General features: G+C 63.7%; 19 protein-coding genes. 7 read left to right on the top strand and 12 right to left on the bottom strand.

Annotated features, from left to right (window positions below; genetic code table 11):
- Positions 1 to 117: 117 nt before the first annotated feature.
- Positions 118 to 1227, bottom strand: coding sequence for an S-(hydroxymethyl)glutathione dehydrogenase/class III alcohol dehydrogenase (locus RN346_RS04300; RefSeq protein WP_263584811.1), 1110 nt, complete (start codon positions 1225 to 1227; stop codon positions 118 to 120).
- 135 nt (positions 1228 to 1362) lie between these two features.
- On the opposite strand from RN346_RS04300, the gene RN346_RS04295 reads away from it, so the two are divergent.
- Both RN346_RS04295 and RN346_RS04290 read left to right on the top strand, forming a co-directional pair.
- Positions 1363 to 2250 (top strand): LysR family transcriptional regulator, encoded by an 888-nt coding sequence (locus tag RN346_RS04295; protein ID WP_263584812.1) that lies wholly within the window; start codon positions 1363 to 1365, stop codon positions 2248 to 2250.
- Positions 2251 to 2395: 145 nt separating this feature from the next.
- A complete protein-coding gene (locus RN346_RS04290; RefSeq protein ID WP_311962238.1) occupies positions 2396 to 3055 on the top strand; it encodes a hypothetical protein in 660 nt (219 codons plus the stop codon).
- 112 nt (positions 3056 to 3167) lie between these two features.
- Here the strand turns inward: RN346_RS04290 and rpoD are convergent, their stop codons facing one another.
- From rpoD to RN346_RS04270, 4 genes are all read right to left on the bottom strand, one after another.
- Positions 3168 to 5024: an RNA polymerase sigma factor RpoD gene (gene rpoD / locus RN346_RS04285; RefSeq protein ID WP_263584814.1), complete on the bottom strand. Its 1857-nt coding sequence runs from the start codon at positions 5022 to 5024 to the stop codon at positions 3168 to 3170.
- A 300-nt stretch (positions 5025 to 5324) separates the two neighbouring features.
- Entirely contained in the window at positions 5325 to 7169 is a 1845-nt protein-coding gene (gene dnaG / locus RN346_RS04280) for a DNA primase (RefSeq protein ID WP_311962237.1), read from the bottom strand.
- Between the two features lie 165 nt (positions 7170 to 7334).
- Entirely contained in the window at positions 7335 to 7550 is a 216-nt protein-coding gene (gene rpsU / locus RN346_RS04275; RefSeq protein ID WP_016416934.1) for a 30S ribosomal protein S21, read from the bottom strand.
- A gap of 203 nt (positions 7551 to 7753) precedes the next feature.
- Positions 7754 to 9178, bottom strand: a complete 1425-nt coding sequence (locus RN346_RS04270) for an amidohydrolase family protein (protein WP_311962236.1) — start codon at positions 9176 to 9178, stop codon at positions 7754 to 7756.
- A gap of 188 nt (positions 9179 to 9366) precedes the next feature.
- Here RN346_RS04270 and tsaD point away from each other — a divergent pair, with 188 nt between their 5' ends.
- The gene (tsaD, locus tag RN346_RS04265) at positions 9367 to 10413 is read left to right on the top strand and encodes a tRNA (adenosine(37)-N6)-threonylcarbamoyltransferase complex transferase subunit TsaD (protein ID WP_311962235.1); all 1047 of its coding nucleotides are present in this window, start codon (positions 9367 to 9369) and stop codon (positions 10411 to 10413) included.
- On the opposite strand, the gene plsY is transcribed toward tsaD, so the two are convergent.
- A complete protein-coding gene (gene plsY, locus RN346_RS04260; RefSeq protein ID WP_311962234.1) occupies positions 10410 to 10988 on the bottom strand; it encodes a glycerol-3-phosphate 1-O-acyltransferase PlsY in 579 nt (192 codons plus the stop codon). The two genes, tsaD and plsY, sit on opposite strands and share 4 nt — an antisense overlap.
- 104 nt (positions 10989 to 11092) lie before the next feature.
- On the opposite strand from plsY, the gene folB reads away from it, so the two are divergent.
- Both folB and folK read left to right on the top strand, forming a co-directional pair.
- Positions 11093 to 11473, top strand: a complete 381-nt coding sequence (gene folB, locus RN346_RS04255) for a dihydroneopterin aldolase (RefSeq protein ID WP_311962233.1) — start codon at positions 11093 to 11095, stop codon at positions 11471 to 11473.
- A complete protein-coding gene (gene folK, locus RN346_RS04250; protein ID WP_311962232.1) occupies positions 11470 to 11982 on the top strand; it encodes a 2-amino-4-hydroxy-6-hydroxymethyldihydropteridine diphosphokinase in 513 nt (170 codons plus the stop codon). Before folB ends, folK begins: the two co-directional genes overlap by 4 nt.
- Here folK and RN346_RS04245 read toward each other — a convergent pair.
- Entirely contained in the window at positions 11979 to 13100 is a 1122-nt protein-coding gene (locus tag RN346_RS04245; protein WP_311962231.1) for a polynucleotide adenylyltransferase, read from the bottom strand. The two genes, folK and RN346_RS04245, sit on opposite strands and share 4 nt — an antisense overlap.
- 1 nt (position 13101) lies before the next feature.
- The gene (locus RN346_RS04240) at positions 13102 to 13917 is read right to left on the bottom strand and encodes a symmetrical bis(5'-nucleosyl)-tetraphosphatase (protein ID WP_311962230.1); all 816 of its coding nucleotides are present in this window, start codon (positions 13915 to 13917) and stop codon (positions 13102 to 13104) included.
- 174 nt (positions 13918 to 14091) lie between these two features.
- Here RN346_RS04240 and RN346_RS04235 point away from each other — a divergent pair, with 174 nt between their 5' ends.
- Both RN346_RS04235 and RN346_RS04230 read left to right on the top strand, forming a co-directional pair.
- On the top strand, positions 14092 to 14322 hold the full coding sequence (locus RN346_RS04235; protein ID WP_263584823.1) for a hypothetical protein: 231 nt from the start codon (positions 14092 to 14094) through the stop codon (positions 14320 to 14322).
- Positions 14322 to 15761 carry a GMC family oxidoreductase gene (locus RN346_RS04230; protein WP_311962229.1) on the top strand — a complete coding sequence of 480 codons (1440 nt, stop codon included), beginning with the start codon at positions 14322 to 14324 and terminating at the stop codon, positions 15759 to 15761. Before RN346_RS04235 ends, RN346_RS04230 begins: the two co-directional genes overlap by 1 nt.
- Here the strand turns inward: RN346_RS04230 and apaG are convergent.
- The 4 genes from apaG to RN346_RS04210 are packed head-to-tail and all read right to left on the bottom strand — an operon-like array spanning position 15758 to position 19113.
- Complete coding sequence (apaG, locus tag RN346_RS04225; protein ID WP_263584825.1) at positions 15758 to 16135, bottom strand: Co2+/Mg2+ efflux protein ApaG; 378 nt, start codon at positions 16133 to 16135, stop codon at positions 15758 to 15760. The two genes, RN346_RS04230 and apaG, sit on opposite strands and share 4 nt — an antisense overlap.
- Positions 16132 to 16965 carry a 16S rRNA (adenine(1518)-N(6)/adenine(1519)-N(6))-dimethyltransferase RsmA gene (gene rsmA, locus RN346_RS04220; RefSeq protein ID WP_263584826.1) on the bottom strand — a complete coding sequence of 278 codons (834 nt, stop codon included), beginning with the start codon at positions 16963 to 16965 and terminating at the stop codon, positions 16132 to 16134. The genes apaG and rsmA overlap by 4 nt, the downstream gene beginning before the upstream one ends.
- A 58-nt stretch (positions 16966 to 17023) precedes the next feature.
- Complete coding sequence (pdxA, locus tag RN346_RS04215; protein WP_311960301.1) at positions 17024 to 18082, bottom strand: 4-hydroxythreonine-4-phosphate dehydrogenase PdxA; 1059 nt, start codon at positions 18080 to 18082, stop codon at positions 17024 to 17026.
- Positions 18082 to 19113, bottom strand: a complete 1032-nt coding sequence (locus tag RN346_RS04210) for a peptidylprolyl isomerase (RefSeq protein WP_409335793.1) — start codon at positions 19111 to 19113, stop codon at positions 18082 to 18084. The genes pdxA and RN346_RS04210 overlap by 1 nt, the downstream gene beginning before the upstream one ends.
- Positions 19114 to 19188 lie beyond the last annotated feature (75 nt).

Raw genomic sequence — 19188 nt, 5'->3', positions numbered from 1 at the left:
TACCGCCGCGTTTTGTTTCACTGTAGTGGTAACTATAGTGGTTAACTGTAGTGGTAAATGACGAGCTCTAACATCCGGGTGACAGAAAGCGGGCTCGCCTTTTGTCACCGCGGCTCATCAGTAGTGCAGTACGGTACGAATGCTCTTGCCTTCGTGGAGCAGATCGAAGGCTTCGTTGATCTTCTCGAAGGGCATGTCGTGGGTGATGAAGTCGTCGATATTGATCTCGCCGTTCATGTAGCGCTCCACGTAACCGGGAAGCTCGCTTCTGCCCTTGACGCCGCCAAACGCCGAGCCTTTCCAGACCCTGCCGGTGACCAGCTGGAACGGACGGGTAGAGATCTCTTCGCCAGCACCGGCCACGCCGATGACGATCGACTCTCCCCACCCCTTGTGGCAGCACTCCAGCGCCGAGCGCATGACGTTGACATTGCCGATGCATTCGAAGGAGTAGTCGACGCCGCCATCGGTCAGATCGACGATGACCTGCTGAATCGGGTCTGAATATTTCTTGGGATTGACGAAGTCGGTGGCGCCGAACTGTTTGGCCAGCTCGAACTTGTCCTCATTGACGTCGATGGCGATGATCCGGCCCGCCTTCGCCATGACCGCCCCCTGAATGACTGCCAGACCGATGGCGCCCAGACCAAACACGGCGACCGTCGCGCCCGGCTCGACCTTCGCGGTGTTGAGTACCGCGCCGATACCGGTAGTCACGCCGCACCCGAGCAGGCAAATCTTGTCCATCGGCGCTTCCGGCGATACCACCGCCAGCGACACTTCCGGCACGACCGTGTACTCGCTGAAGGTTGAGGTTCCCATGTAGTGATGCAGCTTCTTGCCGTCGAGCGAGAAGCGCGAGGTACCGTCGGGCATCACGCCCTTGCCCTGGGTGGCGCGCACGCTGCCGCACAGGTTGGTCTTGCCAGACTTGCAGAACTTGCACTCGCCGCACTCGGCGGTGTAGAGCGGAATCACGTGGTCGCCGGGTTTCAGGCTGGTCACGCCCTCGCCCACTTCCTGCACGACACCGGCGCCTTCATGGCCCAGCACCGAGGGAAAGAGCCCTTCCGGGTCGGAGCCCGAGAGCGTATAGGCGTCGGTGTGGCACACGCTCGTGGCGGCCATTTTCACCAGCACTTCGCCCTTTTTCGGACCCTCGACGTCGATTTCGACGAGCTCGAGCGGCTTACCCGCTTCAAGCGCTACCGCAGCGCGTGACTTCATATCAAATCTCCTGGGATGAAAGAGCCGAACGTTTGCTCCATGCCAGCCAGTGTAGCCACCTGTGCGAACGGGATAAACAGGGATATACTCACAAGATTGTTGCTCATCAGCAATAATTGGCTTTGAAGGAGTTTCATGCAGCGCTGGGATCGTATCGAAGCCTTCGTCGAAGTGGTGCGGCTGGGCACCTTTTCTGCGGCGGCGCGCCATCTGAAAGTATCGACATCGCACACCAGCCGACTGGTCAGCCAGCTCGAGAATCAGCTCGGCGTGCAGCTTTTGTATCGCACCACGCGCCAGATTCGCCTGACCGACGCCGGCTCACTCTATGTAGAGCACTGTCGCCACCTGTTCGATGGGCTGCGCGACGCCGAGCAAATGATCAACAAGCTTCAAGCCAAACCCAGCGGCCTTTTGAAGCTCACTGCAGCCACCACCTTCGGCGAGCGCTACGTCGCCCCGCTGGTCAACGACTTTCAGTGCCAGCACCCGGCGCTCGAAGTGCACATGCACTTCACCAACCGGGCGGTGGAGCTGATCGACGAAGGCTTCGACATCGCCATTCGCATGGGCGTGCTCAAGGATTCCAGCCTCATCGCCAAGCGTTTGTGCGAGCGCCGCGAATACATCGTTGGTTCCAGCGACTATTTCCGCCAGGCACCGCGCCCGCATACGCTCTCGGAACTCAGCCAGCACCCGTGTCTGCTGGGCTCGCGCCCGTTTTGGCTATTCGAGGTCAACGGCCAGCGCCGCGAGGTTCGCCTGGAGGGGCGGTGGAGCGGCAACTCCGGCCCGGCCCTTCTGGATGCCGCGCTCAAGGGCCTGGGGCTTGCCCAGCTTCCCGACTACTATGTGGCGCCTTATCTGAAAAGCGGCGAGCTGGTCGCGGTGCTGGAGCCGTTTCAGCATCACGACACCGCGGTGTGGGCGGTCTATCCGCGTCACCGCCACCTCTCGCCTAAAATTCGCCAGCTGGTAGACTACCTGGCGACCCATATCGATACCGGACTACCGAAACGCTAATACAAGGCCGTTCTTGCGGCTTTGGAGGGTGTGCGCGGGCGAGCGCCTCGGGCATTATCAGGGTGCGAGCAAAGCAAAGTGACGATATAATGAACATTCAATGCTGAATGTTTATGATCCGCGTCACGCCCCGTAAGGATGCTCAATGTCACTGCCCCCACCCAACTGGTCCATCAACTTCAAAACGAGTCTCATGCGCGCAATACTTTATGTGCTGTTTATCGGTGCCATTGCCCAGGGCAGCTACCTCGAAGCACTTTACATGCCTGAACTTCGCTTCAGTGAGTACGGCTTTACCGAGCTTGCCCAGACGACCGTACTGGCCAGCGCCTGTTTGATGCTCATCTACGTGCGACAGGTCCTGAAGGTATGGCCCACGGTTACGCTGCTGCTGTTCGCGTTCATCGCCGCCTCGCTGGTGCGCGAGCAGGATTACTTTCTCGACGAGTACGTTGCCCGCCAAACCTGGAAGATTCTGGTGGCACTGATCGTCGTGCCGTCGATCACCTGGGTCATCATTCAACGCCGTCGGTTTCTCAATGAGTTTCGCTACTTCAGCAACACCTTCTCCTTTGGCCTTTTTGCCAGCGGCGTGCTTACCACCTATATTTTCTCGCGCCTTTATGGTCGCAGCGTGTTTTGGGAAGCCGTACTGGGTGAAAGCTTCGAGCGTACCATCAAGGACGCCGCCGAAGAGGTCATCGAGCTGCTGGGCTATAGCCTGATCATGTTCGCCACGCTCGAGCTTCTGCTCATGGCGCGGCGTATTTATCTCGCGCGTAAGGCGGGCAAACCGCTGAACTGATCGGTCTCTCGGGCGCGGCCAGGTCGGCCGCACCCGAGTATCCAACGCAAAAAGCCCCGCCGTTCATGAAACGGCGGGGCTTTTTTGTTCACCACCTGGTGCGGCGGTTAGCTTACTCGTCGAGGAACGAGCGAAGCGGCTCCGAGCGGCTGGGGTGACGCAGTTTACGCAGCGCCTTGGCTTCGATCTGACGAATACGCTCCCGGGTGACGTCGAACTGCTTGCCCACTTCCTCGAGGGTGTGGTCGGTGTTCATGTCGATCCCGAAGCGCATGCGCAGCACCTTCGCTTCGCGCGCGGTCAAACCGCCCAGCACATTGCGCGTGGCTTCGATCAAGCCTTCGCCGGTGGCCAGATCGATCGGCAGCAGCATGGTGCCGTCTTCGATGAAATCGCCCAGGTGCGAGTCGTCGTCGTCACCAATCGGCGTCTCCATGGAGATCGGCTCCTTGGCGATCTTGAGCACCTTGCGCACCTTGTCTTCCGGCATTTCCAGACGCTCGCCAAGCTCTTCCGGCGTCGGTTCGCGGCCCATTTCCTGGAGCATCTGGCGCGATACACGGTTGAGCTTGTTGATCGTCTCGATCATGTGCACCGGGATACGGATGGTGCGCGCCTGGTCGGCGATCGAGCGGGTGATCGCCTGGCGAATCCACCAGGTGGCGTAAGTCGAGAACTTGTAGCCGCGACGGTATTCGAACTTGTCCACCGCCTTCATCAGGCCGATGTTGCCTTCCTGAATCAGGTCCAAAAACTGCAGGCCGCGGTTGGTGTACTTCTTGGCGATCGAGATCACCAGACGCAGGTTCGCCTCAACCATCTCTTTCTTGGCCCGGCGCGCCTTCGCTTCACCAATGGAGAGCTTGCGATTGACCTCTTTCAGATCCGGCACGATCAGCTGGACCATATCTTCCTCGAACGCAATCTTGCGCTGGGAGCGGGCGATATCGGCGCGCAGCGGCTCGAGACGATCGGCGTACTTGGGTTGCTCCTCCTGGAAGCGGTCGAGCCAGCTCTGATCGGACTCGTTACCCGGGAACGACTTGATGAACAGTTTGCGCGGAAGCTTGGCCTTTTTCACGCACAGCTGCATGATCGCCTTTTCCTGGGCGCGCACCTGCTCGACGCTGATGCGAACCTGCCCGACCAGGCGCTCGAAGTGCTTGGGCACGAGCTTGATCGGCGAGAACAGCTCTGCCAAACGCGCCTGCTCTGCCTTGAGCTCGGCGCTGCCGCGGCCGTGCTTTTTGAAGGCGGCGTCGACGGCAGCGTTTTGCTCGCGAATCTGCTCGAAACGCGCACGGGCCTCTTCCGGGTCCGGGCCACCTTCGCTGGCCGAGTTATCGTCCTCGTCGTCCTCGTCGTCGCCGTCGAGGTCTTCGTCGTCGCCAGGCTCGGCATCAACGACCGGCTCGGCCACTTCGGCCTCGGCAACGCCTGGAATACCCTCATCCGGGTCGATGAAGCCAGAGAAGAGGTCCGAAAGCCGCCCGGGCGCTTCTTCGTCCTGGGTGGCATCGTAGGCCTGCAAAATGGAGGTGACCGCGCCGGGCAAATAGGCAAGTGACGACATCACTTCCCGCGTGCCCTCTTCGATCCGCTTGGCGATTTCGATTTCGCCTTCGCGGGTCAAAAGCTCGACCGTGCCCATTTCGCGCATGTACATGCGAACCGGGTCCGTTGTGCGACCCACGTCGCTTTCCACGGCGGCAAGGGCCGCCACGGCCTCTTCCGCAGCGGACTCGTCCGTGGAGTGATCCGACATCATCAAAGTGTCTTCATCCGGCGCTTCCTCAACGACACTGATACCCATGTCGTTGATCATGCCAATGATGTCTTCCACTTGATCCGGGTCGGCGATATCCTCGGGTAGATGGTCGTTGACCTCGGCATAGGTCAGGTAACCCTGCTCCTTGCCGCGCGCGATCAACTCCTTCAGACGTGACTGCTGCTGCGCATTTCCAGCCATAGAAACCCTATCTCGACGAAGAAGAATGAAACACCTGGGGCGCTGAATCGATAAAACTCAACAAGCCGAACATTATAGCGTAATTTGCTGCGTTTTTCCCAGCGAAACGTATTTGCGCGACGAATCAGGTGTGTTAGGTTATTCGGTTAGGCCGCTTACCGGCCTCTAATGCTCTCTATATGGCGCCGCAAGGGCGTATTTCAACCCCGCTCGCTACGCGCTATTCAAACGCTGACTCAAACCCTGACGACGCTTTTGACCTTCAACCGTTGGCCGCCCGGTCTTACTACTGCGTACGAGCTACTGCTGACGAGTCAGTTCGACCACGAGCGTTGCCAAACGTTGCCGCTGGCTCTTGTCCAGCTTTTGTCCCGAACGCTCGAGTGCCAACAGCGCCTCGTACTCCTCCTGCGGCGAGCGTCGGCGCTCGAGTCCCGCAAGATGCTCGACCAGCCCTAAAAGCTCGGTCTCCCTGGCCGCGGCGGGAATCAACAGCTCGCGTCGGGCGAGCTCATCGAGCGCCTGCCCCTCTTCGCTACCCTGAAAGTGCGCCAGCACCACCTGAGGGCTTTTGTAGCGCCCGGCGCGTAAAAGCGTGACCAGCTCGCGGCAAAGCACGCCCTCCGGGGCGCCCTGCGGCAGCCAGTCGAGGTTTTCGGGCACGACGTCAACAAGGCGCGGCTCGAACAACAGCAGCTGGCTGATGCGCTCGACGGTCGAAAGCACCTTTCTCGAGGCTTTCGGCTTTTTTCGTGCCATCGGGGGCGCAGGCGCCGACTCCGGATAAAAACTATCCATGAGCGGCGGTGGCTCGTCGCTACCCGGCACGAGCTCAAGGGCGGGCTTTTCGAGCATCGACGAGAGCTGCTCCTTGCCCAGCCCACTGCGTTTGGCCAGCGCCTCCAGCAGCAGCGACTTGAGCATGCCGTCCGGCACCCGGTTGATCGCCTGGAGAACGTGGCTGGCGAAGCGCTCGTTGCCCTCGACGGTATTCAGATCGCGCCCCTGGGCGGCCTGCTCGAACAGAAATTCGGAGAGCGGCATCGCGCAGGTGACCCGATCCTGAAACGCTCGTTCGCCTTCCCGGCGCACCAGCGAGTCCGGGTCCTCGCCTTCAGGCAAAAACAGAAAGCGCGCCTCGCGCCCGTCGATCATCTGTGGCAGCGCCGTCTCGAGGGCCCGGCTCGCCGCCTGGCGCCCGGCGCGGTCGCCGTCGAAGCAAAACACCACCCGACTGACCAGCCGAAACAGCCGGTGCAGATGATCCTCGGTGGTCGCGGTGCCGAGCGTGGCCACGGCGTTGTGGATGCCGTACTGCGCCAGCGCCACCACGTCCATGTAGCCCTCCACCATAATCAGCTGCTCGAGCTTGGCACTGGCCTTGCGCGCCTCATAAAGACCGTAGAGCTCGCGCCCCTTGTGAAACACCGGCGTTTCCGGCGAGTTCAGATATTTCGGCTGGCCGTCTCCCATGATGCGCCCGCCAAAGCCCAGCGTGCGTCCGCGCAGATCGCGGATGGGAAACATCACCCGATCGCGAAAGCGATCATAAGTGCGCCCGGTGTCCTCGCGGTGGATCAACAGACCGTACTCGATCTGCACCGCTTCGCTGACGCCCTTGGCACTCAGGTGCTGCTTGAGCGCCTCCCAGCCATCCGGCGCGAAGCCGATGCCGTAGGCGGCGATGACCTCGTCGGAAAGATCGCGCTTTTTAAGATAGTCGCGAGCGCTCTGCCCCGCCTGCATCTTCAGACGCTCGCGGTAGAAGCTGCCGGCAAGCTCTAGAAGGCTCACGCCCTCCTTGCGCTTTTGCTCACGCTCGCGCTCGCGGGGGTCGTCGGCGCCTTCGCGGGGCACGTCGAGCCCCAGGCGGGCGGCCAACTGCTCGACCGCCTCGGGAAAGGAGAGCTTGTCGTACTCCATCAAAAAGCGCAGGGCGTTACCGTTGGCGCTGCAGCCGAAGCAGTGATAGAACTGCTTGTCGGCGCTCACCGTAAAGGAAGGGGTCTTTTCCTGATGAAAGGGGCAGAGCCCGGAGTAGTTACGCCCGGCCTTTTTGAGCTGAACACGCTCGCCCACCACCTCGACGACGTCGGTGCGGTCCAGAAGATCGTCAATGAAACGCTGGGGGATCTGTCCGGCCATGAGGGGCGTTCCTGCGCGGAGCAAGGGTCAATGGCCTAACCCAAGCGCGACTTGGGTTAGATCACTCATTGATGTCGTTCTGTTCAAAAACAAACGGCCACCTGACGGCGGCCGCTTGGCATCCCTCTTGAAACACACGCCCAAGCGCGTGTTTCTGGGTACGGATCAATAGAGCCGTTCGAAACGCTTACGCTCACGCTGAAGCTTTTTAGCGTGACGCTTCACAGCTGCCGCTGCCTTGCGCTTGCGCTCGGCTGTCGGCTTCTCGTAATGCTCACGACGACGTACTTCAGAGAGAACGCCGGCTTTTTCGCAAGAACGCTTGAAGCGACGCAGAGCGACGTCAAACGGCTCGTTATCACGTACTTTTACAGAAGGCATTAAGCACTCACCACCTTAAGGAGACTTGAGTTCGGATAGTGCGCACACCGCTTAATCCAGCATCTGTAGATACAGTGTACGACCCTTTTTTACAGCGCCGAGTAGTCTAGTCGTGATACGCCCATTTTGCAACCGGGCGCGCCCGAGTGCCAGCCACCGCGCCCGCCGCGGGCACCTCTTGTTCCGATTTTTTCAAACCTGGATCATAGCTTATCGCGCAGGTGCGAAAGCGAGGCGTCGATGCGCGAGGCGATCTGCTCGTCGTCCATGTTCAAAAGCTGCCCGCCGCGCTTGGCGATGCGCCCGCCCACGGCGACCAGCGAAACACTTGCCGGGGTCGCGGCGAAAACGGTAAACGCGTAGGGCTCGCCAGGCAGCATGCCAAGACTCACCTGGTGGGTGTCGAGCATGATCAAATCCGCCTGTTTGCCCGGGCTCAACGTGCCGATCTCATCGCCAAGCCCGATCGACTCGGCGCCGAGGCGCGTCGCCAGCGCCACCAGCCGTTCGCAATCGACGCTGGTCTGGTGTTCGCTGGCGCCGATCTCGGTCAGTGCGGCGTGTTTCATCACCGAAAACAGATCGCCGCTGCCGGCCAGGGCGTTGCCATCGATCCCAAGTCCCAGCCGCTCGACACTCTCAAAATGCGACAGCCGCGTAAGCCCATAGCCGACCCGGTGCTCGGTCATGGGCGTCAGCGAAAGGCTAGCGCCAGCCTCATTGAGGGCGCTCAGATGCTCTTCGCGCGCGTTGGTGGCGTGTACGACCTGAAGCTCTGGAATCAAAAACTCGCCGTCGATCAGCGCTTGAAACAGGCCATCGTGATTGTCGCCGCTGACGTGTACGGAGACAGGCAGGTTCATCTCGCGCGCCGCCTCGAACTCCCGGCGCTTGACGGCCATGGCGTCCTGATTGCCCAAGTTGTCGGGTAGCCGCCAGGCCAGGCCCAGTGACAGGCGCCCGCGCTCGCTATAGCGCTCCCAGTTCTCAACAAGCTCGCTCAGGTGCTCAAGATCGATCTGACTACCGGCGGTCTTGCTCTGATTACCGAACATCAGCCGCGTGCGCAAGGGTGAGGCGCCAAGCGCTTCGAGCGCGGCCTGACAGTGTTCGGGGCTTCGATTGTTGTCGAAAAAATCGCAGCTGGTGGTCACGCCGGCGTTGACGTTCTCCATCGCCGCCAGATACTCGCCAATCCAGATATCGCCGGGGCGAAAGTGCTCGCTCAGCCGCTGTGTCAGCGGGAAGAACAGCGTCTGCTCGGTCTGGCCGAACATGCCTCGCATCTGGGTCTGCCACATATGATTGTGGGTATCGACCAGCCCCGGCATGACGATGCAGCCTTCGCCGCTGATCATTTCGCTGTCGCCGGTGTCCAGGCTCTCACCCACCGCCTCGATACGCCCGTCCACGACCCAGATATCGGCCTTCTCCAGCGGTGCCTTGCCCTCCTCCATGGTCAGGATGGTGGCGTTCTTGATGCACCAGCGCGTGGGCGAGTCGCTGGCAGTATCGTCGCTGTCCTCGCTTTCGTCGCTGGCGTAGGCACCGGGCACCAGGCTCGACCCCGCCAGTGCCGACAGGGCGCCGAGAAGCCGGCGTCGAGTAAGGGGGAGTGCGTGCCGCATGGCGATGTCCTTGAATCCATGAACGAGAGGTGTATGAACGAGTTTAATAAACCTAGTCGAGCGCTGCCCCGCGTCAATCAGAAATCAGACGAAAGCCAGGCACGCAGCCCATGGCGAACGCGCGTACCGGCTCGAAGGCCCGGCGTGATAAAATCACGCTCATCCTGAACGCTTTTAAAGAGACCCCCATGAGAGTGCTTGGCATCGAAACCTCCTGCGACGAAACCGGTGTCGCGCTTTACGACACCCGCGCCCCGGCAGGCAAAGGGCTTTTGGCGGATACGCTCTACAGCCAGGTCGCCATGCACGCCGAGTACGGCGGCGTGGTGCCGGAGCTCGCCTCCCGCGATCATACCCGCAAGCTCTTGCCACTGATCGAACAGGTGCTCAAGGCAGCCGGTTTGGATAAGCGCGATCTCGACGGTATCGCCTATACCGCAGGGCCCGGGCTGGTCGGCGCACTGATGGTCGGCGCCAGCACCGCCCACGGGATGGCGCGGGCGCTGGATATTCCCGTGCTCGGCGTGCACCACATGGAGGGCCACTTACTCGCGCCGATGCTCGAGGAGAACCCACCAGCGTTTCCGTTCGTCGCGCTTTTAGTGTCCGGCGGGCACACCCAACTGGTCGAGGTCAGCGGGCTTGGCTGCTATCGGCTGCTGGGTGAGTCCGTCGACGACGCGGCGGGCGAAGCCTTCGACAAGGCCGCCAAGATGCTGGGCCTGGCCTACCCCGGCGGCCCCCAGGTGGCCAAACTTGCCGAGCGCGGCGACCCGAAGCGCTTTCGCTTTCCGCGGCCAATGACCGACCGCCCGGGGCTCGATTTCAGCTTCTCCGGGCTCAAGACCCACACCCTGACCGCGATCAAAAAGCTCGACGCCGATGGGGCGCTGGACGAGCAGGCCCGCGCCGACATCGCCCGCGCCTTCGAGGAAGCGGTGGTGGACACCATGGTGATCAAGTGCCGCCGGGCGCTGGATGACACCGGGCTCAAGCGGCTGGTGATGGCCGGCGGGGTGAGCGCCAATACGCGCCTTCGCGAGCGGCTGGCCGTGGAGACCGAAAAGCGCGGTGCCCAGACGTTCTACCCCCGCGCCCGTTTCTGCACCGACAACGGCGCCATGATCGCCTACGTGGGCGCGCGGCGCCTGGAAGCCGGCGAGCGCGATACCGTCGGCGTCATGCAGTCGACCCCGCGCTGGCCGCTGGACACCCTGACCCCGCCCGAGCGCTAGCGGCGAAGGCGGGGCTCCTGGCCGTCGCGCAGGCGGCGAATATTGAGCGCGTGGCGCGCCACCACCAGCAAGGTGAACGCGCTGACCACGCCCAGATACGCAGGCGAAAGCCAGAGCGTCAACAGCGGCGCGGCCAACGCGCTTGCAAGCGAGGCCGCCGCCGCCGTGCGAAGTCGCCAGGCGATCAGCGCCCAGAGTGTGGCGCACAAAAGCGCTACCCAGGGCACCAGCACCAGCAGCGCCCCGAAGGCGCAGGCCACCGCCTTACCGCCGCGAAAGCCGTACCATACCGGGTAGCTGTGGCCCAACAGTATCGAAAGCCCCACCACGCCTTGGAGCCACACCGGCAGCGCCTGGCTTTTTGCCAGCATCAACACCGGCATCGCCTTGGCGGCGTCGAGGGCCAGCGTGGCCGCCGCCAGGCGCGGCCCGTGGCTTCGCAGCACGTTGGAAACCCCCGGGTTTTGCGAGCCGCACCAGCGCGGGTCGGCAACGCCGGCGAGCCGGCACACGACGATGGCGGCAAGCCAGCTGCCGCTCAGGTAGCCCGCCAAGGCCCAGAGAAGCGCATTCACCAGGCACACGCGCGCGGGTTGGTATCGTTTGTCGGGCGGCTCACGTACACTCTTTTTGACCTTGGCAGGATTTATGACAGGTACTTGTAACAGGAACAGGGCGCATGGACCGTATTTTAATTGAAGGCTTAACGATTGAAACCGTCATCGGCGTGTACGACTGGGAGCGCACCATCACCCAGTCGCTGCGCCTGGACTTGACGCTTGCCACCGACATTCGTCCGGCGGCCGCGACCGACGACTTGCACCTGACCCTGGATTACGGCGCCGTCTGCCAGCGCATTCAGCAGTTCGCCGACGAGCACCACTTCGCCCTGATCGAAACCTTCGCCGAGCGGCTGTGCGAATGCCTGCGCCACGAATTTCCCATCAGCTGGCTGCGCCTGGCCGTGCGCAAACCCGCCGCCGTGCCCGCCGCCCAAAGCGTGGGGCTCGAGATCACCCGCGGCGAGATTCCCAAGGTCATCGAGCGCCCGGCGACGTGAGCCTGGTCTGCTTGAGCCTGGGCAGCAACGTCGACCCGGCCACGCACCTTGGCGCCTGCTTCGAGGCGCTTACGCGCACCTTCGATGCAGTGAGAATCTCGCGGGTCTTCGAGAGCGAGCCGGTCGGCTGCCAGGCCGCGGTCAACTTCTTCAACGCGGTGGTCGCTTTTGAAAGCGACTGGAGCCCGCAGGCGCTCAACGCGTGGACCAAAGCCCAGGAGGCGGCGCTGAACCCGCGCGCCCCCCGCAGCCGCCACGCCCCCAGGGCGCTGGATATCGACCTTCTGAGCGTGGGCGATACCTGCGCCGACTTCGAGGGCTTCACTCTGCCCCGACAGGACATCACCCATTACGCCTTCGTGCTCAAGCCGCTCGCCGAGCTGCTACCCAACGAGCGCCATCCACGCTGTAAAACGCCCTACGCCACGCTTTTCGCGCGCGCCGACTTCAGCGACCAGCCGCTGTGGCCGGTGGCGTTCAGCTTTCGCGGCGTGGCGATTTCGCCCTAATCCTTTTCTGCGCTCAGAGCGTCATCGACTGCCGAGAAACGCCGCTCGCGCAGCGCCTCTCCCAACGCCTTGCCCTGAAAACCTTCGGCCATCAGCGCCTGCGGGCTTACTCCCCGGGCGCGGCGAAACGCATCATTGAGCGGCTTTTCGAGCTTTGGTGCCAGCACCGCGACCAGGCAGAGCTGCGCCTCGACCTGATCAGGCTTGCGAAAGGCGTCGAGACGCTCGAGCCACTCGAACACGCGTGCCCCGTCGGCTTCGTCCTCGATCAGCGCGCGCGTGAGCGCAACATGGCGGCAGAGCGTGGCGACGGCGTTGGGCAAGCGCAGCCGCTCGATCAGCGCCTCACGCTCGGGCTCGCAAAGCGCGCTTGCCAAAAGCGCCATGCGCCAGTGGGCAAGTTCACCTTCGCATGGCGCCTTCTCTAAAAGCCCGAGTGCCTCGTCGAGATGAGCCGCCAGGTGCGGCCACCAGCTTTTAAGCGCCCCGGCCTCGTCGAGCGCGGTAAAGAAGCGCGCCGGGTGGGGCTCGGCCAGCGCCTTCTCGGTTTCGACCCACACCCGCTCTGCGGCCAGATGCAAAAGCTCGCCGCTTTGCGCGACTTGTCGCATCAGCGTCCGGGTTTCTTCGGCGATTACGAACCCGAGACCGGCGTAGCGGGCCAGAAAGCGTGCGGTACGAAGTACGCGTAACGGGTCCTCGGCAAACGCCGGCGAAACGTGGCGCAACAGGCGCCGCTCGAGATCCTTCTGGCCGTCGAACGGGTCGACCAGCGTGGTGTCCGGACGCTGGGCGATGGCATTGATGGTCAAATCGCGGCGCAGCAGGTCCTCCTCCAGCGTCACGTCCGGGCTTGCGTGCACCGTAAAGCCGCCGTAGCCGTGGCCCGCCTTGCGCTCGGTGCGCGCCAGCGCGTACTCCTCGAAGGTTTCCGGATGTAGAAATACGGGAAAATCCCGCCCTACCGGCTTGAAGCCCTTCGCCCGCATCGTTTCCGGCGTGGCGCCGACCACCACCCAGTCGTTGTCGAACACCGGCCAGCCGAGCAGCGCATCGCGCACCGCACCGCCGACCCGGTACACCTCGAGCCCATCGAGCGCCTTGTCGCAAGCGTCCACGTCAGCGCCCCTTCTTTTGACTGGGTACGCTTGCGCGCTCGAGCGTCTCGAGGTTCATCGCGGTGAGCACCCCGCCCCACACGCAGCCGGTGTCCAGCGCGTGAACGTCGATCTGCGCGCCGGGGGTTTTACCCTCCAGCGCCGCCCAGTGACCGAACACCAGCCGGCTGTCGTCTCGACGCGGATACTGAAACCAGGGGTGAAAGCCTTCCGGGGCGCTATCCAAGCCCTCCTTGGCGGCAAAATCGAGCGTTTCGTCACCGTCGATGAAGCGCATGCGGCAGAACACGTTGACCAGCGCGCGCAGCCGGTCCATGCCCTCGAGCGACTCGACGAAGCGCGCCGGCTCGTTGCCGTAAAGCGTTTGTAGAAACTGCCCCGCGTTTTCGCTTTTGAGCATCGCTTGCACCTCGGCGCTGTAGCCAAGTGCGGCGTGCGCGCTCCAGCTCGGCAGCACGCCGGCATGAGTCATCAGCGTGTGGTGCTCGAACACCGCCAGCGGCTGAGCCTGCAGCCAGTCGAGCAGCGCCTCGCGCTCCGGGGCGTTCAGAATCGCCCCCAGGGTGTCGTTCTTTTTCAGCCGGCCGCCGCCGCGAGCCGCCACCAGCAGATGAAAATCGTGGTTGCCCAGCACGCAGCGCGCCGCGCTCCCCAGCGCTCTGACCTCGCGCAGGCACTCGAGCGAGCCTGGGCCGCGGTTGATCAAATCGCCCACCAGCCACAGGGTGTCGCGGGCCGGGTCGAAAGCGAGTTTGTCCAGAAGTGCTACGAACTCCGCGTGGCAGCCGTGCAGATCGCCGATGGCATACATACTCATAAAACGTCGATACTCATAAAAAAACCGTTACTCATAAAAGGCGGCGACACCGTGAAAAGCGCGGGCGTGATGGAGCCGGCGCGAAACGTTGAAAGAAATGCCCGCCGAAAGCGTTCGTCCGGCTACTATAGGCAAATACCACGACCTCGTGCTGGCTTCAGGGTGACAACGACCATGCCAAAACTCCACACGCTACCGATCGACTGCGAGGCAAAGGCCTGCGCGCAGCTCACGCTTACAAGCCCCTCGCGCCGGGCGCTTTTGAAAAGCCTGTCGCTCGGCGCCGGCGGCGCGCTGCTGGCCGGCGTGCCCCCTACTCTGGTCCAGGCAGCGTCGACAGCGCCGTCGCTATTGAAAAACGGCTGGCTGTTGCGCCGCGCCGACATCGACGGTGCGAGCCGCTAATGTATCAGCCCTTTAGCGCGCTAAGCGAGCGGGAGAGTTTCGACGTCTGCGTGATCGGCGTGGGCGCGGCGGGCATCACCGTTGCCATGACGCTGGCACGCCAAGGCCGCCGGGTGCTTTTGTGCGAAGGCGGCGAGGCCTCCTTTAGCGAGCGCTCTCAGGCGCTCTATCGCGGCGACACCCTGGGCGATACTTACCTGGATCTCTCGAGCATTCGGCTTCGCTACATGGGCGGCTCGACCAACCACTGGGGCGGCGTGTGCCGGCCGCTGGACGCCCATGACTTCACCGCCAAACAGGCCGCCCCGCAAACGGCCTGGCCGATCGGCCGTGGGGATCTGGACCCCTATTTCGAAGCGGCCGCCGCGCTTCTGGATCTGGAGGAGATCCCCCCGGATACGCCGGTCGAAGATACCGGGCTCGAGCGGGTCTACTTCTCGCTGGGCCCGCCCACGCGCATGAAGGACAAATTCGCCGCGACCTTGAACGGCCTCGAGACGCTGACCTACTGCCTGACGGCCAACCTGGTGGGTCTGAGCGTGGGCGACGGCCGGGTCGAGGCGGCCACCTTTAGCGACTTCGACGGCCAGCGTAAAACGATGCGCGCGCGCAGCTTCGTGCTCGCCTGCGGCGGCATCGAGAACGCCCGGCTGCTGCTTTGGTGTAACGCGCAAAGCGGTGGCCGGCTGGTGCCCGACGCCACCACGCTCGGGCGCTACTGGATGGAGCACCCGCACGCCACTATCGGCCAGGCGCTGCTGTTCGAGCCGGCCCGGCTGGGCCTCGATACCGACTACAACGTCTATCTGTCGCCGACCCCGCGCGCGATGAGCGAGCGCGGCATACTCAACTGCGGGCTGCGCCTGCACCGCATGGCGCCGGAAGCAACCCGCGAGCTCATCCAGGCGCTTGCAGCCGAGGCGCCGGGGCTCGAGGCCACCCTTGCGCAAAGCGCGGACACCGCCCACGGCGTCTATCTACGCGCCGCCTGGGAGCAGGAGCCGCGCTTCGATAACGCAGTGGAACTCATGGAGGAGCGCGACGAGCTGGGCGTGCCGCGAAGCCGGCTGGTGTGGCAGCAGTCGGCGCTGGATCGCCACACCATCCGCGAAAGCCTGATGCTATTGGGCGAGTACCTGCTCGAGGAGAATATCGGCCGGGTGCAGTTTGCCGACTGGCTCGCCGCTGAGCCGGTAGAACTTCCCGAAGAGGGCGAAATCGCCGGGCGCCACCACATGGGCGGCACGCGCATGAGCGATGATGCTCGCCGTGGCATCGTCGACCGCGACTGCCGACTCTTTGCCCAGACGAACATGTTCGTGGCCGGCTCCAGCGTGTTCGCAAGCGCCGGCCACGCCAACCCGACGCTGACCATCGTTCAGCTCGCCCTGCGCCTTGGCGTGCATATCGACGAGGCGCTGGAGCTGGGGCGCGTCTAGTGGAGCTGGCTGGGCGCGGCCAGACGAAACGGGGCGATGGAGACATCAAAAGCGCGCTGGGTGTAGGTGTTGAGCAGCGTGTACGCCCCTTCCATGACGCCGACCGGGGTTTGCAGAATCGCCCGGCTGGTATAGCGAAAGCGCTGGCCGGGACCGATCAGAGGCTGCTGGCCCACCACGCCCTTGCCGCGCACTTCCTGAGCGTCGCCGCTGCCCTGAGTGATCTTCCAGTAACGTGCCATGAGCTGCACGCTGTGCGGGCTCTGGTTATGCACCGTCACGGTATAGGTGAATACAAAGCGCGACTCGCTCACGCTCGACTCCTCGATGCAGTACTCGGGCGTCACGTTTACCTCGATATCGAGTTGGCTCACGGCTCACCCCGCTCGGCGCTTGTCTGTTCGGCGTCCAGACGGGCGACGTGGTTGGCAATCAGCACGTACTCCGCCACGCTCAGGGTTTGCGGGCGCCGGTTTGGGTCGATCGAAAGCGACTCCAGCGTTTCGGCGCTGACCCGGCCCTTGAGGTTGTTGCGCAGCGTCTTGCGCCGCTGGCCAAAGGCGAGCTTGACCAGCTCGAACAGCAGTACCGGATCATCCGCCGGGTGCGGCAGCGACTCATGCGGCGTCAGGCGCACGATGGCCGAGTCCACCTTGGGCCTGGGGACGAACGCCTCCGGCGGCACGATGAAAAGCTGCTCGACCTGGCAGTAGTACTGCGCCATCACCGACAGCCGCCCCCAGTCGGTGCCGCCGGGCTCGGCGGCGAGGCGCTCGACCACTTCCTTTTGCAGCATGAAGTGCATGTCGGCCACGGCACTGCCCATGCCAAGCAGGTGCACGATCAGGGGCGTGGAGATGTTGTAGGGCAAATTGCCCACCACGCGCAGCGCCGGGCCGTCGCCCTTGAGCGCGTTAAAATCGAACTTCAGCGCGTCGCCTTCGTGGATCACGAACCCCGGATAGTTGAAAAACTGCACCCGCAGCCCGGGGATCAGGTCACGGTCGAGCTCGATGACCTCGAGCGCGCCACCGGCGTCGAGAAGCGGCTCGGTCAGCGCCCCCTGGCCCGGGCCGATCTCGATCAGCCGGTCGCTCTTCGCAGGACCAATGGCGCGCACGATGCGCGAAATGGTGCCGGGGTCACGAAGAAAGTTCTGGCCGAAGCGTTTTCGGGCGCGGTGTTGAAGGGGCGCTTGAGACATCGAACGAAAGTCCTTGAGTAGGATAAAGCGTGTAACGGGGTGGCGAATGAACCGGAGGCTAAGGCGCCGCGGCGGCATGGGCGGCGCGCTGGTCGCCAAGGCGTCTGGCGAGATCGATCGCCACCAGCAGGCTTTCGGGGCTCGCCACGCCCAGCCCCGCCAAATCCAGCGCGGTGCCGTGATCGACCGACGTGCGCACCAGCGGCAGGCCAAGGGTAATGTTGGCCGCCTGGCCGAACCCTGCATACTTTAGCACCGAAAGCCCCTGGTCGTGATACATCGCCAGCACCGCGTCGACCTCCTTGAGGTGGCGCGGGGTGAAGAGCGTATCCGCCGGGTAGGGGCCGCGAACGTCGACTCCCTGTGCGCTCAGGTGCTCGATGGCCGGCGTGATGGTCTCGATCTCTTCAACGCCCAAATGCCCCTCTTCGCCGGCGTGGGGGTTGAGCCCGCACACCGCGATGCGCGGCGAGGCAATCGCGAACTGGCGGGTCAGGTCCTCGGCGAGCAGCGTAATGAGGCGCGTCAGGCGCTCGAAGGTGATGGCGTCCGCCACCTGGCGAAGCGGCAGGTGCGTGGTGGCCAGCGCCACGCGCAGATCACGGCTTCCCTGCCAGCCGTCTTGCTGGGCGTGCAGGGCGCGGTCGGTGGCCAGCATCATCACCACCTCATCGACGCCGCAGGCATCGCGCAGCCACTCGGTGTGGCCGGTGAAGCCGGTAAAGCCGCCGTCGATGATCACACCCTTGTTCAGCGGCGCGGTGACGATACCCGCCGCCTGCCCTTCCAGGCAGGCGCGAACGGCGATCTCGAGCGTTTCGATCACGTAGGCGGCGTTGGCCGGGGCCAGCACCCCGGGCACGCAGGGCGCGGCGAGGGTGACCGGCCACACTGGAAGCTGAGGCCTCAAGACGTTTTCCGACGCGTGCTGCTCGGTCACAATGTCAACGTCGAGCTTCAAGCGTGCGGCGCGCTCGGCCAGCATCTGCGGGTCGCCCACGGCAACGGTGTCCGGGGGCAGGCGCTTCTGCGCGGCCAGCATCAGCACCAGTTCCGGGCCGATGCCCGCCGGCTCACCGGTGGTGACTAAAAGCGGTAACCGGGGCTCTCGTGACATTACTGGCGAATGTCCACGAAGGCCTGTTCGCGAATCTCGCGCTGCCAGTTCTGCAGCTCTTCGTTGGCGCGGCGCTGGAAGATCGCCTGGCGCACCTGCTCGCGGCGGCTCTCGTCGGTCACGTCCTGACGGCGGCGGTCCAGCACCTCGATCACGTGGTAGCCAAACTGCGAGCGTACCGGCGCCGAGATCTGGCCCGGGCTCAGGCTATTCATCGCCTCTTCGAACGCCGGCACGGTCTGGCCCGGGCGCACCCAGCCCAAATCGCCGCCATTCATGGCGCTGCCGCTGTCGTCACTGAACTCGCGCGCCACCGCGGCGAAGGATTCGCCCTGCTGCAGGCGCGAGCGCACCTGCTCGGCGCGGGCGCGGGCCTGGCTTTCATCGCGGGTCGGCGTCAGCGCGACGAGAATGTGGCGCGCCTGGCTCTCCTCGATGAAGGACTGGCCCTGCTGGCCGGGCTGCTGCTCGATAAAGCGGTCGACCTCGCGCTCGCTGACGTTGACGCGCTGCTGGATCTGGCGCTGCTGCACCTGGCGCATCAGCATTTCGCGGCGCACGTCCTCGCGCACCTCGGCCAGGCTCAGCCCGTCGGCCTCGAGGGCGTCGGCGAAGCCATCAAGGCTCATGCCGTTGGATTCGGCAATGCTGCGTAGCTGGCGGTTGAGCTCGGTATCGTCGACATTGAGATTCGCATCACGCGCCATCTGCAGCTGAATTTCGTCGAGCACCATGCGCTCGAGCACCTGCTGGGTGAGCTGGCGCCGCGGCGGCAGCTCGCCGCCCTGCGCCTGGGCCTGCTGCTCGATCTGATTGACGCGATCATCGAGCTCGCTTTGCATGATCACGCCGTCGTTGACCACCGCCGCGACGCTATCGAGCGTCTGGCGCTGGCTGTTTTGAAAGCTCTGGGCCAGCACCTGGGTGCTGGTCAGCGCCGCGCCGGCGCCCAGGCTAAGCGCCAGCGCCCCGACCGTAGTCAGCCGCGAAAGCGTTCGTGTAAAGCGGCCCTGGGCCCGGCGTTTGTGCATCATCATAAGAAAACTCTCTTCGTCGCTTAAAAATAGCCGCGCGTTACGCGAATCACGCATCATCACCGTGGCACG

The sequence above is a fragment of the Halomonas sp. PAMB 3232 genome (genome assembly GCF_031954225.1).
GTDB lineage: Bacteria > Pseudomonadota > Gammaproteobacteria > Pseudomonadales > Halomonadaceae > Vreelandella.
This window is presented reverse-complemented; position numbering and strand designations above follow the sequence as displayed.

Coding starts and splice junctions, on each gene's coding strand:
- RN346_RS04290 (WP_311962238.1), top strand. CDS start 2,396: ATGTCACTGCCCCCACCCAACTGGTCCATCAACTTCAAAACGAGTCTC.
- RN346_RS04240 (WP_311962230.1), bottom strand. CDS start 13,917: ATGAGTATGTATGCCATCGGCGATCTGCACGGCTGCCACGCGGAGTTC.
- RN346_RS04300 (WP_263584811.1), bottom strand. CDS start 1,227: ATGAAGTCACGCGCTGCGGTAGCGCTTGAAGCGGGTAAGCCGCTCGAG.
- tsaD (WP_311962235.1), top strand. CDS start 9,367: ATGAGAGTGCTTGGCATCGAAACCTCCTGCGACGAAACCGGTGTCGCG.
- rpsU (WP_016416934.1), bottom strand. CDS start 7,550: ATGCCTTCTGTAAAAGTACGTGATAACGAGCCGTTTGACGTCGCTCTG.
- folB (WP_311962233.1), top strand. CDS start 11,093: ATGGACCGTATTTTAATTGAAGGCTTAACGATTGAAACCGTCATCGGC.
- rpoD (WP_263584814.1), bottom strand. CDS start 5,024: ATGGCTGGAAATGCGCAGCAGCAGTCACGTCTGAAGGAGTTGATCGCG.
- rsmA (WP_263584826.1), bottom strand. CDS start 16,965: ATGTCTCAAGCGCCCCTTCAACACCGCGCCCGAAAACGCTTCGGCCAG.
- RN346_RS04270 (WP_311962236.1), bottom strand. CDS start 9,178: ATGCGGCACGCACTCCCCCTTACTCGACGCCGGCTTCTCGGCGCCCTG.
- RN346_RS04235 (WP_263584823.1), top strand. CDS start 14,092: ATGCCAAAACTCCACACGCTACCGATCGACTGCGAGGCAAAGGCCTGC.
- dnaG (WP_311962237.1), bottom strand. CDS start 7,169: ATGGCCGGACAGATCCCCCAGCGTTTCATTGACGATCTTCTGGACCGC.
- RN346_RS04295 (WP_263584812.1), top strand. CDS start 1,363: ATGCAGCGCTGGGATCGTATCGAAGCCTTCGTCGAAGTGGTGCGGCTG.
- RN346_RS04210 (WP_409335793.1), bottom strand. CDS start 19,113: ATGCACAAACGCCGGGCCCAGGGCCGCTTTACACGAACGCTTTCGCGG.
- pdxA (WP_311960301.1), bottom strand. CDS start 18,082: ATGTCACGAGAGCCCCGGTTACCGCTTTTAGTCACCACCGGTGAGCCG.
- RN346_RS04230 (WP_311962229.1), top strand. CDS start 14,322: ATGTATCAGCCCTTTAGCGCGCTAAGCGAGCGGGAGAGTTTCGACGTC.